13 protein-coding genes and 1 riboswitch are annotated in these 12778 nt (G+C 41.4%); all 13 genes read right to left on the minus strand.

From position 1 onward, the window contains the following. Nucleotides 1-9: 9 nt before the first annotated feature. The 13 genes from M3166_RS06390 to M3166_RS06450 all read right to left on the minus strand — a co-directional run bounded on the left by M3166_RS06390 (nucleotide 10) and on the right by M3166_RS06450 (nucleotide 12772). A complete protein-coding gene (locus tag M3166_RS06390; protein WP_251688426.1) occupies nucleotides 10-564 on the minus strand; it encodes a nitroreductase family protein in 555 nt (184 codons plus the stop codon). Further along, nucleotides 558-1319: a uroporphyrinogen-III C-methyltransferase gene (gene cobA / locus M3166_RS06395; protein WP_251688428.1), complete on the minus strand. Its 762-nt coding sequence runs from the start codon at nucleotides 1317-1319 to the stop codon at nucleotides 558-560. Before cobA ends, M3166_RS06390 begins: the two co-directional genes overlap by 7 nt. Continuing rightward, the gene (locus tag M3166_RS06400; RefSeq protein WP_251688430.1) at nucleotides 1316-1948 is read right to left on the minus strand and encodes a precorrin-2 dehydrogenase/sirohydrochlorin ferrochelatase family protein; all 633 of its coding nucleotides are present in this window, start codon (nucleotides 1946-1948) and stop codon (nucleotides 1316-1318) included. The genes cobA and M3166_RS06400 overlap by 4 nt, the downstream gene beginning before the upstream one ends. Continuing rightward, nucleotides 1945-3303, minus strand: a complete 1359-nt coding sequence (locus M3166_RS06405; RefSeq protein ID WP_251688432.1) for a cobyrinate a,c-diamide synthase — start codon at nucleotides 3301-3303, stop codon at nucleotides 1945-1947. Before M3166_RS06405 ends, M3166_RS06400 begins: the two co-directional genes overlap by 4 nt. Continuing rightward, nucleotides 3300-4439: a cobalt-precorrin 5A hydrolase gene (locus M3166_RS06410; protein ID WP_251688434.1), complete on the minus strand. Its 1140-nt coding sequence runs from the start codon at nucleotides 4437-4439 to the stop codon at nucleotides 3300-3302. The genes M3166_RS06405 and M3166_RS06410 overlap by 4 nt, the downstream gene beginning before the upstream one ends. Continuing rightward, on the minus strand, nucleotides 4432-5214 hold the full coding sequence (cobM, locus tag M3166_RS06415; protein ID WP_251688436.1) for a precorrin-4 C(11)-methyltransferase: 783 nt from the start codon (nucleotides 5212-5214) through the stop codon (nucleotides 4432-4434). The genes M3166_RS06410 and cobM overlap by 8 nt, the downstream gene beginning before the upstream one ends. Continuing rightward, entirely contained in the window at nucleotides 5214-5918 is a 705-nt protein-coding gene (cobI, locus tag M3166_RS06420) for a precorrin-2 C(20)-methyltransferase (protein WP_251688438.1), read from the minus strand. The genes cobM and cobI overlap by 1 nt, the downstream gene beginning before the upstream one ends. Further along, complete coding sequence (cbiE, locus tag M3166_RS06425) at nucleotides 5915-7111, minus strand: precorrin-6y C5,15-methyltransferase (decarboxylating) subunit CbiE (protein WP_251690023.1); 1197 nt, start codon at nucleotides 7109-7111, stop codon at nucleotides 5915-5917. Before cbiE ends, cobI begins: the two co-directional genes overlap by 4 nt. Then, nucleotides 7086-8222, minus strand: a complete 1137-nt coding sequence (locus M3166_RS06430; protein WP_353056570.1) for a cobalt-precorrin-5B (C(1))-methyltransferase — start codon at nucleotides 8220-8222, stop codon at nucleotides 7086-7088. The genes cbiE and M3166_RS06430 overlap by 26 nt, the downstream gene beginning before the upstream one ends. Then, entirely contained in the window at nucleotides 8197-8871 is a 675-nt protein-coding gene (locus M3166_RS06435) for a precorrin-8X methylmutase (RefSeq protein WP_008406575.1), read from the minus strand. Before M3166_RS06435 ends, M3166_RS06430 begins: the two co-directional genes overlap by 26 nt. A 2-nt stretch (nucleotides 8872-8873) precedes the next feature. After that, on the minus strand, nucleotides 8874-9632 hold the full coding sequence (gene cobK, locus M3166_RS06440; RefSeq protein ID WP_251690024.1) for a precorrin-6A reductase: 759 nt from the start codon (nucleotides 9630-9632) through the stop codon (nucleotides 8874-8876). 8 nt (nucleotides 9633-9640) lie between these two features. Further along, a complete protein-coding gene (cobJ, locus tag M3166_RS06445; RefSeq protein WP_251688442.1) occupies nucleotides 9641-11302 on the minus strand; it encodes a precorrin-3B C(17)-methyltransferase in 1662 nt (553 codons plus the stop codon). A 228-nt stretch (nucleotides 11303-11530) separates the two neighbouring features. Further along, nucleotides 11531-11717: riboswitch (cobalamin riboswitch) on the minus strand. Between the two features lie 167 nt (nucleotides 11718-11884). Beyond that, nucleotides 11885-12772, minus strand: coding sequence for a S16 family serine protease (locus tag M3166_RS06450; RefSeq protein ID WP_251688444.1), 888 nt, complete (start codon nucleotides 12770-12772; stop codon nucleotides 11885-11887). Nucleotides 12773-12778: the final 6 nt, after the last annotated feature.

The following is a 12778-nucleotide window of genomic DNA, read 5'->3' on the forward strand; positions in this document are numbered from 1 at the left end:
AGTACCTCCCTATACCCAAGTAGTTTTTTCTGAAAATGGTGTACGTTTTTTCTCCGTTGTACCTGGTTCCTCCGGATAGCCAATACATAACGTACCTACGAGGTGTTCGGAATCCGTCGCCCCGATAAATTCATGCAAAGCTGTTTCATGTACAAGACCGACTCCGCGTGTCCGCCACACCATGCCTAAACCAAGCGCTTCAGCCATCAGCCACATCGACATGATTGCACTGCTGACAGCAAATTTATTGTCCAGCGTCGCCCCTTCATCACCTTCGACTACAGCAGAAGTAACGACAATGATAAGCGGTGTTTTTGTAACGGCCTGCATGGAGCTTTCCACTAAGTTTGGTTTTGTCGGGAAGCGCTGCTGTAAATAATTGAATGCTACTTGTTCAAAACGTTTTAAACTATCTCCTTGCAGCACATAAAATTGCCAAGGCTCGCGCATACGGTCATTCGGTGCATAAGTTGCTGCTTCCAATAATTGTTCAATCTTTTCCTGTTCTACTTCCTTAGCTAAAAATTGACGAACCGCCCGTCGTTTTTTTAATGCTTCTAACATGTTGTCTCAATCCTTTCATTGAACCAGGCAATTTCTTCACGAATTCCTACAACATCCCCAACTAGAATCATCGAAGGGTTGACCATTTTCTCCTGCTGAATTTGTTCGGAAATCGTCTCTAATTGACCTGTAATCGTACGCTGATTGCTTGTTGTTCCCCATTCAATTACTGCAACCGGGGTTGTCGGTTTCTTTCCGTGTCTGATTAGACTTTTCGTAATATGATCGATATTACCGATACTCATATAAAACGCAATCGTATCGATTTGTGCGAGACTTGCCCAGCTTAAAAAATCCTGACCCTTTTCTTCACGGCCATGCCCGGTAACAATCGCAAAGCTTGTTGCATAATCACGATGTGTAACGGGTATGCCTGCATATGCCGGTGCCGCTATCCCTGCTGTGATCCCTGGGACAATTTCAAATTCAATATTTTCATTGCGAAGAACAGCTGCTTCTTCTGCGCCTCGTCCAAAGACAAATGGGTCGCCACCTTTTAGACGCACAACCTGCTTGTTCTGCTGTGCTTTTTCAACGAGCACACGATGAATTTCGTCTTGTATGAGGCCATGCTTTCCCGGTTTTTTGCCACAATAAATTAATTCGCAATGGGCTGGTGCGTGTTTTAAAATTTCTGGGTTTACTAATCTGTCATATAAAATGACTTCAGCTATCTGAATGCACTCTAATGCACGTATTGTCAGTAATTTCGGGTCACCCGGTCCAGCACCAACTATATAAACAAATCCGCTCAATTGACTTCTCCCGCTTCAATCTGACGTAAAAACTGTGCACATTTTTCCTCATTCTTTTGCTGAATCCAATCGAGTATTTCAGGTTCAAGCAATTGAGCGAGCGCTGCTTTTTTTGCATCGCCTTCATAGTTTTTCAAAATAAGCAGACGGGCTTCCTTTAAAAATGAAACATATTCTGCATAACTTTCATCGTATTGTTCCTCTAAGTCCGCTTTTACTTTTCTAGTAAGCGCCGGACTTGCGCCAGTTGTCGACACCGTTACAACAAAATCTCCACGACGGACAACTGCAGGATTCATAAAATCCATACGACCTAAAGCATCTGCACGATTTAATAATTGCCAATGCTGTGTTGCTTCTTCCACAACATCATTTACCGCTTCATCATTCGTTGCCGCAAAAATGAGGGCTGCACCGTCTAAATCAGCCGGTTCAAAAAGCTTTTGTTTCCAAACTGCTCTGCCTTCATCTAAATAGTTTTTCAACTTATCCGTTACTGTCGGACTTACAACGGTAATTTCAGCATTCGTAGGTAATAATGCTTCCACTTTTTGACGGGCTACATGGCCACCACCAATGATCACCACTTTTTTAAACTCAATATTGACCATTAACGGAAAATAATTCATACTCTTACCTCCAAACAAGCTGCAAGCCAATTTTTCACGAGTTGTGGATTGGATGCGAAATGAAAATGTGTATATCCAGCAACTAGATTCCCATGTGAGTACCCTTCCTGTTTCGCTCCAAAGCGCCCTTTTGTAAAATAAGCAGGTGTTTCATGATTTCCTTCGTATACGGAATAATGGAATTCGTGACCTTTAGCCAGCTCCTGTTTACCAATTAAAAAGTTGCCCTCCACACCGGTAATTTCTCTGTAACCTAACGCCGCTAACTTATCTTGCATCCGAACGCTTCCCGGAATGACACCAAGCATTTTGTAGCCATTTCCTTCACGGTTGAAAATTTCTTCTGTTAAATACATGAAGCCGCCACATTCCGCAAGTGTCGGGATTCCCTTTTCAATCGCTTGTTTTATCGAATTTTTTGCCTGTTCATTCTGTGCAAGTTTCTCAGCAAATTCTTCAGGGAACCCTCCTCCAATATACAAACCTTGTGCCAGTTCAGGAACCGGTTCATTTTCAAGTGGCGAGAAGAAATGGAGTTTTGCACCGTTTGCTTTCAGTAATTCAAAATTTTCTTCATAATAAAAGTTAAATGCTGCATCTTTTGCTACAGCCAAATGAATTTCTTGCGTATTTCCTTGTATTTCGAAAATCTTTGAAGTTTGCTCCAATTCGGACGCTTTTGTGACTTGTAACAATAAATCCAGATCAACAGTTGCTTCAATAGCAGCTGCAAGCTCATCGAAATACGGATCGAGCTCTCCTCGTTCAATAGCCGGTACTAAACCTAAATGACGGCTCGGCAACGCTGGTACCGCACCTTTTTGCAGGTAGCCGAGAACGGGGATGCTACATTCATGTTCGATCGCTGTTTTAATAATTTCAAAGTGGCCTTTACTCCCAAGCTGATTGGCAATAACCCCCACAATATTGGCGTTCTTGTCCAACTGCTGGAATCCTTTTACTATAGCAGCGACGCTTCGGGCCATACTTGCTGCATTAACAATTAAAATTACCGGACTGTCTGTAATTTCACTAATATGTGCCGCCGATCCTTCATTCGATAATGGCGACTTCCCGTCATAAAATCCCATGACACCTTCAATAATCGAAACATCTGAATCAATGCTGTTTCTCGCAACAATTGTGCGTACGACATCTTCGGTCATCATGAAACTGTCAATATTGCGTGAAGACCTTCTCGTTACCGCTGTATGATACGTCGGATCGATATAATCCGGACCGCATTTAAATCCTTGAACAGTTAAGCCGCGCTTCATCAGTGCACGCATAATGCCAATTGTAAATGTTGTTTTTCCTACGCCACTGCCTGTTCCGGCCAATACGAAACGATTCATTCGATTTCCTCCTCATCAAACGTAATCCGGGCAATGGAAATGGTTGCATTGCCGCTTTTCTTTTTTTCCAACAGCCAGTCTATCGCATTGGCACACCGTAATGCAGCAGGTTCACTAACACCGTATGCCCCTGTAAATTTAAAAACAGTTTCCGATGGATTTTGCAGCGGCATTTCATTTAGCTCTGCGGGTGTATACGTTATAAACTGCCAGTTGTTTCTAGCCGTTACTTGCAGGAAACCTTGTTCATCTTTTTTCAAATCGATTGTGGCGATTGCTTTGACGCTTTTTTTGCTCAGCTTTAGTTCTGCAAGCGTTTCATCAATTAGTTGTTCAATTTCTTCTGCAGATGTTCCGCGATTACAGCCCATTCCTAAAACAATTGATTTTGGTCGGTAAATTACACCGTTTTCAAGTAATATTTCTTCCTCTTTTTCGATAATCCGATCAGTAATGAGCAATGTGGCATGTGGTTTTGCAGCGATTGCTTCCCCTGTTGTCCGGTAAATTTTCAAGGTATCAGGCATCGGTGTTTCATGCAGCCACCATTTTTTTTCACCCGTTTCCTGAACAATCGCAACCTGTTCCTCATTTACTACTGAAGCACTGACAGGCGTTAATTTCTCTTCACTTTCCCAAACCCATCCGTACCGTGCACCAAATAAATCAACCGCGATTGTTTTTTGAACATCGGATGCTGTAGTTACAATCGGAGTCGCATCGATTGCTTGTGCAAACTCATTTGCCAGGGCATTCGCACCACCGATATGTCCGGATAAAACACTTACGACATATTGTCCTTTATCATCAACAACAAGAACACCCGGATCTTTCTTTTTATCTACTAAAATTGGGGCAATCATCCGAACGACTGCACCAAGGGAAATAATCAATATCATCGACTTATATGCTTTAAATAATGCAGGCAGTAACAGGCGCACCGTCCCGTCAAATAATTGAATATTTTTTTCAGCCTCATCGCCCTGCTCAAATTTCTTCATATAATATACATCGACATACGGAAACTTCTCCGCATACTTTCGCGCATTCGCCACACCGTGCTTTGTAATGGCTACAAGTGCATAAGGTTTTGTCACACGAACTTCCGGTATTTCCCCTTCACATAAATTAATCATCGACTTTCACACCTTTACGGAAACCATGTGTAAATGTAGCATCATACAATTTTGAACGGTAATCTTTTTCATGAATGTTCGGATCAAGTGCCCAGCCGGCTAAAATCATCGCATGTTTGCGAATGCCGTTTGTCCGCATCGCTTCATCCAGTTCAGCAATTGTCGTGCGAACGATTTTTTGATCTGGCCATGAAGCCCGCTGAATAACGACAACCGGTGTATCGTCCGACCAGCCTGCAGCCTGTAGTTCTTTAGTAATTTTTTTCGTTAATGTGGCACTTAAAAACATTGCAATTGTGCAATGATGGCTTGCCAATGCTTGCAGTTTTTCACGCTCAGGTACCGGTGTACGTCCTTCTGCTCGTGTTAAGATCAACGTTTGCGTTAAATCAGGAACCGTTAGTTCTGCCCCTACGGCTGCAGCGGCAGCAAATACGGAACTAACACCTGGAATAACGTCATAGCCAATATTATGTTTTTTCAACAATGCCACTTGTTCCATTGTTGCCCCGTACATTGCCGGGTCACCCGTATGTAAACGCACAACCATTTTCCCTGCATTGACACGTTCAACGATGCAATCAACCATCTCTTGTAAATGCATGCCTGCTGTACGGATTACTTCTGCATCCTCTCGGGCTTCGGCAACTAGCGTTTCACTAACTAACGAATCTGTATACATGACAACATCCGCCTGTTGAAGAAGTTTAAGGCCTTTTACGGTAATTAAATCCGGGTCGCCGGGGCCAGCACCTATAATCCAAATTTTCTTCATTATTTTCGCACCACCATACATGATAAATAATTGAGCTCAGCTCCACGCAATTCATTCGTTTTCCAAATAATTTCTTCATCTGAAGTTACTTTTGTCACAACAAACGTTTTTTCTAGTAAGTTCATTTCCTCAAGCAAATCCAGCATGTCATCCAATACTTTCGCTACTTTAATGAACACAATCCCGTCATGGGTCTCAATAACGCGACGCATCTCTGCCATATCCGAAGTCGCCGGAATCATTGCTACATGTTCATCGCCGTCTGCCAATGGGATTCCTAAACGATTGGCAGTTCCATTAAATGAAGATATCCCTGCAATCGATTTCATTGGAACGTCGGGATGCATTTCCTTCATTAATTTCATCAAGTGTATATATGTACTAAAAAGCATCGGGTCGCCTTCTGTTACAAATGCGACATCTCGGCCTTCTTTCAAATGTGCATAGATTTTCTCTGCGGATTTTGACCATGCTTCCTGCAACGTCTCCTCGTCCTTCGTCATCGGAAATACAAGCCCCAGCATTTCTTTTTCTGCCGGATTAATGTACACATCGATTATTCGTTGCGCGTACGATTTACTGCCGCGCAATTTTTGAGGATACGCAATGACCGGGCATTCTTTTAACATTCTAAACGCTTTTACTGTAATAAGTTCCGGATCACCTGGTCCAACACCTAATCCGATTAATGTACCGATTGTCATAATTCCAACCCTTTCTGTGCTGTTACGATAAAAATTGGATTTAAAGGTTCAAAACGCGTTAAATTTAAAATTGGCTTACTTTTTGAGATTTGTGCCTGCAGTACAGAAACATCACAGTGGAATTTTTTAAAATGCCCCATAGCTTCTGCTAAGTTCTCAATTGTTGCGATGTTCATAACAATGCGGCCATTTGGCTTTAATCGATTCACACATAGATGCAGCAACTGCTCCATATTACCGCCGTTGCCACCAATGAAAATCGCGTCCGGTTCAGGAAATTCCTCTAACCTTTCTGGAGCTTTTCCTAAAACAGCTGTAAAATCTGTACGATGAATATGCTGGTTTTGAAGACAGTTTTCTAAATCGGCTTCATTTTTTTCTATCGCAAATACTTGACCTTCACGCGCAATTTTGGACATCTCAATGGCAACTGAGCCTGTGCATGTCCCAATGTCCCATGCGATACTCGTTTCTTTTAATTGCAGCGCTTGTAAACAAAGAACTCGGATCTCCTTTTTTGTGATGAGCCCTTTATCAGGTTTCCGCTGAATAAACTTGTCATCATCAATACCGATTGACGTACGCTCAACAGCTTCACGCTGCTTTAAAATAACGACATTCAATGGTGAAAATTCGGCCTTCTCCATTTCATCCAAAGAAAGATGACGACATCGTTCAGTTGGACCTTCCAAGTTTTCTGCTACAAACGCATCGTATTCGGTCATGCCAAACGCATTTAAATAGCGGGCAAGTGCATTCGGTGAATTTTCTTCATCGGTCAATATCGCTATTTTTTTCCGGCCATCGATCTTTTGGGCAAGCCCCTTCATTGATCGGCCATGAACACTCGTTAAATAGGCATCCTGCCAGCTTTCCTGCATTCTTGTAAATGCTAATTGAACAGAGCTAGCATAAGGGTAAATTTCTAACGGGAGCTTCTTTGCCAAAACACCGCCTAGTCCATAAAATAGCGGGTCACCCGATACTAGAATAACGATGTTTCTTTTTTCTTCTTGCAGCTTTTCCACTAATTGTGATAGTCCACCTTTTATAATGACCTTTTCGCCAGTGTAATCGGGGAAAAAGTCTAGATGACGCTCGCCACCAACTAGTACTTCACTTGATTCAATCCAAGCGTTATATTGAGGGAGTAAACTTGCTGGTCCGTTATCCCCGATACCAATCATTTTCATCCAATTGTTCAATATTCTCAGCCTTTCCTAGCATGTCCCCGTTCATTGCATACAGCGATGTGGAAACACGTAATTTCGCTTTCATATGATCCAGTGCAAAGTAACAGCAGTTTTTACAAAGCGCTTCAAAAAATTGGTCATTCCCCTGCATGATTTCTCCTACTTGTGATGCCGTATTCGCATGTAATATTTGCTCGATTATTTCTGGATCAGCTCCGGCTTTTTTCGCGATTTCAGCCAAAAATGGGAAACTGATCGGCGCACTTTTTGAATGCACCATCATGACACCCTGTGCTACCTTTGAAAATTTCCCCATCATCCCCACAAGTGACACTTGGGGAATCTCTTTACGGGCGATATGCTTTAACGTAAAACCGACGAAATCCCCCATCTCTATAAATGCTTCTTCCGGTAAATGCGGATATTGCTTCATTGCATATTTTTCACTGCGTCCGCCGGTTGTAATGACAAGATGGTCACAGCCTGCTTCTTTTGCAACACTAATTGCCTGCACGATACTCGCCATATAGGCCGAACTTGAAAAGGGTACCACCGTTCCGCGCGTACCCAATATGGAAATGCCGCCCAGTATTCCCAGCCTTGCATTTAATGTCTTCTTCGCGATTTCCTCACCGTCCGGAACGGAAATAATAACTTCGATTCCCTTGTCAATTTGGAAAAGTTGAATCGCCTCTTCGACGACACCATGAAGCATTTTTCTCGGAACAGGGTTAATAGCCGCTTCTCCGACAGGCACGGGCAGTCCTGCTTTTGTTACACGACCAACACCGATTCCACCATCTAAGTGAACACCGCTTTTCTCTATAAAACGAACCGTACTTTGAATACGTGCTTTATGTGTTGCATCCGGATCATCCCCTGCATCCTTAATCGTTTCACACATCACTTCATTTTCCTTTACTGCAAAAGATACCACCGTAAATGTGGCATCCCTTCCTACAGGTAAATGAATCGTTACATGTTCAGGAACTTCTCCGGTCACAAGTGCGTACAAGGCAGCTTTTGTCATCGCAGTTGCACAAGCTCCTGTTGTGTAGCCGTGACGCATTTCCGACGGATCTTTTTTATTTCGCTTCTTTTGCTCGTTCATCTGCCATGATTGAGATGGCATTTAGTGCTGCGACGGTTACAGTACTGCCACCTTTTCTTCCTACATTCGTAATAAACGGAATTCCTTCTAAAATCGCTAATTCCGCTTTCGATTCTGCTGCCGAAACGAACCCAACAGGCATCCCAATAATTAAGTCCGGCTTTGCAAGGCCTTCTTTAATCAGACGAATTAATTCAAGTAGAGCTGTTGGGGCATTCCCAATTGCATAAATACCGCCTTCTTGTAGTTGAGTCGCCTTTTGCATCGAAATAATGGCACGGGTTGTTCCAAGTTTTTTTGCTTCGATTGAAACGTCTTCATCTGCGATATAACAATGTAAATCCCCGCCATGTTTTTGGAATCGTTTGCGCCCTGAACCACTTTCAATCATCTGAACATCAGCTACAACATGACGTCCTGCTAAAATTGACTGAATGCCCGCTTCAATCGCATCATCCGTAAAAATCATGCTGCGTCCCAATTCGAAGTCTGCAGAAGCATGGATAACGCGGCGAACGACAAGCCATTGTTCGTCTGTAAAAGAATGTTCGCCCATTTCTTCTTTAATGATCGCAAAACTGTAATCATAAATTTTGTCCGGGTCTACTGTTAGTGGTACAAAGTCTGTATTAAAATTCATATTTGCCATTATTATTTGCCTCCTAATTTTTCAAACACTTTCTCGAATGAAGTGCATAAGTTTTCATATTGTATTTTTGGTCTTTTAATTAAGATGACAGGAATACCAATTTCAAGAGCCGCATCTATCTTCTCGTCTACTGAACCGACTTTCCCGCTTTCCTTTGTAATAATAAGTGTTGTGCTGAATTGTTCGTAAAGCGCTTTATTCAGTTCTTTTGAAAACGGGCCTTGGATTGCGATAATATCGCGTTGCTTCACCCCAAGGTCATCGCATTTCTCCATATTCTCTTTATTTGGCAGCATCCGGCAGACAAGACGAATATTTACGCTATTTAATAATTGCTCCGTAAAAACGGCCAGCGTTTTACTGCCTGTTGTCAGCATAATTGTTCCTGAATGTGCGGATGCAGCAATTGCCGCTTCTTTATACGTTTCCACTTCCGTAACGAGCGGATGTACATAACTCTGCTGCGGACGTTCATATCGAATGTAGGGAATACCCGTTAAATTTGCAGCGGCCATCGCTGTTTTGGAAGCCTCTTCCGCATATGGATGACTGGCATCGATAACCGTTGTTACCCGCCGTTCTTCAATTAGTTCCTTCATTTGCTGTTCTGTTAAACGACCGACATGGTACGGAACATTCGCTTCGTGTAGACTCGCTGCAGCAGATTCCGTCACGACAGTCGCCACCAATTCTTGTCCCGCTTGCATTAATTGAACCGCCAGCTCTCTTGCATCACTTGTTCCAGCTAAAAATAAAATCATCATTTCACCTAATCTCCACAAGGGGCCTCTTCCACTTTAATTTTGCATGACATATCAACATAATTGAAATTCAGGATTTTTTTTACACGTTTAAAATATTTGAAGAAACGTTCATTCGGATGTGCATTTTCTTTATAGTCCGCAACGATTTCTGTTAGTAAAGGAATCAATTTTTCGGGATCAATCCCTTCAAGGACAGGTTGTGCTGCATGTGCTGTTCGTCCAACTGGTTTGGAACCGATAAACAAATCAAACTTTTTCTTGCGGTAAACAATGCCGATATCATCAAAAACCGCGCGATAACATGCCATTCCGCAACCGTTAAAACCGACATGTAGTTCTTTCGGCATTTTAATGCCACCAAGTGTTTCCATAATCTCTTCAGCATATGGAATGGATTCGGCTTTTTCGCCGTAACAGAAATCACACGCCTTGACGATTACTACGTCGCCGACAGGTTGAACAAGTAAACCCGTTTTTTCTACCGTTTCTACGATTCTTTGAGGTGAATCAGTTGGTACCTTCAACACGAGACGGTGATCAGGCGTATACTCCATCGTACCCCGTTCTCCTACAACCTCTGCCAATGTAATCATTTGTGCAGGTGTAATCATTTTATTGGCAACACCTGGTGATACAGCAAACTCAAATATGGATTCCACTTCTTGCTGCACTAAAAAAGGATTTTCTTCAACTTTTACTGCTGACGTTTCTTTATGTACGAGCGCTAATGCTTCATTTGCAAGCTGTAATGCGGTTGTTTTAATGGCTGCTGGTTCAACTATTTTTTTCTCTATAGCTTCAATTTTTTCATACCCGGTCTTTGCTTCACCCGTTTCCTGATCCAACGCCCAAGGTTCCGCTTCTTTTTTCAAACGTTGGTGCGGTTTTAATAGTTGTTTTTCTTGCCCTAAAGTATATTTTCGCTGATAACCACGCGGTGTAATGATTTTATTATCGTAGTAAAATGTTGAGGAATTCCCAACGACGACCGTTGTCAGCATTCCGATATCATGTTCGAGCATTTCTTCTAGTGTTGTTAATACAATGTCCTGCGTATCCCGATAGGCAGCTTTTACTAATCCGACAGGTGTATCAGGTGAACGATACTTAAGCAATATTCGTTGTGCTTCCACAATTTGTCTTGTCCGTCTGCCGGATTTAGGATTGTAAAACGCAACGACAAAGTCTGCCATTGCCGCTGCCTCAATCCGTTTTTCGATAACCGTCCATGGTGTTAAATGGTCACTTAAACTAATTGTGCACGAATCATGCATAACAGGAGCGCCAAGTAAACTTGCACAGGAGTTAATCGCTGATATACCCGGAACGACTTCTACTTCAATCCCTTCTTTTGCAGTCCATCCCTTTTCGATTAATACTTCATATACGAGGCCCGCCATTCCGTAAACACCTGCATCACCACTGGAAATAACAGCAACTATATGGCCGGCTTCAGCCTGTTTTACAGCTTCTTGCGCACGTGAAACTTCTTCAGTCATTCCCGTACTGACGATAGTTTTCGCCGTCACTAAGTGCTCAATCAGTTCAACATACGTTTTGTAGCCCATAATGTGATCACTTTGCTGTAGTGCATCGACTGCACGTTTTGTTATATGTTCCCGATCACCAGGTCCGAACCCTACAACAAAGATCTTTCCTTTTTGCATGTAAACACCCTCCCTATTAGAAAAATACATCTCGCACCAAATAGGACGTGATGATAATTTTTCTTATGTGGATTTCATTAAAAACTAGTATTGCTTATCCACTAAGAAATAAAAAAAGCCCGCACCTCTCGTTAGAAAGAGGTACGGGCATGTGAAATTAATACTAAAAAAGTATAGAAAAACACAAAAACAATTACTTGTTTCGCCTATACTTCTCCCTCCGAAAAGTAAGTATCGTTTAAATAAGCAGGTTTCCTGGCTTAAGCTTCCTTTTACTTTCACATCTTCCCATCTATACGACAGTGATTCATTGTGATTTCATCAGCTATTACAGTAGCGGGGGCTGCATTAGTCTTTCACTAATTTCCCTTTTACCTTACAAAATTCTGTAAGCACTTATTTAAATTGCAAATTATTAAATTATTATAAAAATAACATAGTCTATTAAAAAATGATAGAACAATTATTATGATATCAGTTTTTTTCAGTGAAGATAAAGCATTGTTCCTTCATTATTTCAGTCCTTTGCACATTAATTTCCTATCTTAATTAACAAAGATTGTTTATTTTCTGTTTTTCATTTTATTTATTTAATGCCCCTGTTTCATTTAGTTTTTTTATATCAGTTACAGCATTTTCTATAGATGCCACAGCGATAATTTCTATATTAAGCTGCTCATCTTTTTTCACTTTCCTTGCCTCTTCTGCATTCTCATCAGGCAAAAAAATATAAGAAAAACCGCTTTGTTCGGCAATCAAAGTTTTCGCTTTTATTGAACCGATTTCCTTCACATTTCCTTTGCTATCAATCGCTCCAGTTACGGCAATCGGAATATTATTGTTAACGTCACCATTTTCGATAAGAGCGCTTAATACGGTCGCAAGTCCTGCACTGTCACCTTCTATATCTTCTCTTTCTAAAAATTGATTAATAGCAAAAGCGTTTTCTGGTAAATAAGCAATGACATTTTCCTTCATCGTCTCAAAATGTTTCTCCGTAGGACGTACATAACTAAGTAATTCTTCATTTTTCGAACGATACCGGATTTTATTCGTAACAACTTCCGCATCCAAAACTTCTTTATTAGTTGAAAATTCCATAGTATGAATTAAGTAGTTCAAGTCCGTTATATATGGGATCTCAATCACTTCCACTGCCAATACATTGATTCCTGAGTCTTCCACTATTTCAAAAGGCTCGTTATATGACATAAGAAAATAAGTATATTTTTCATAATCAATCAGTCGGCTTTCAAAGACAGCTAATAGGGCTAGTATATAAAAAATCCCTAAAAAAGCTGCTTTCAACTTCTTCTGGATCCGGTAAACAAAGAATCCGAAAATTGAAATACCCAGGCCCACTATAATAAAAATAATAAATTGATAACCGTTAATCTTATCAAAATAATATGCGAGTAAGCCTGTTATGTATAAAATGAATGGCAGTATCATTAAAAAAATACGTCTCAATTTTTC

The sequence above is a fragment of the Solibacillus isronensis genome (assembly GCF_023715405.1).
Classification (GTDB): domain Bacteria; phylum Bacillota; class Bacilli; order Bacillales_A; family Planococcaceae; genus Solibacillus; species Solibacillus isronensis_B.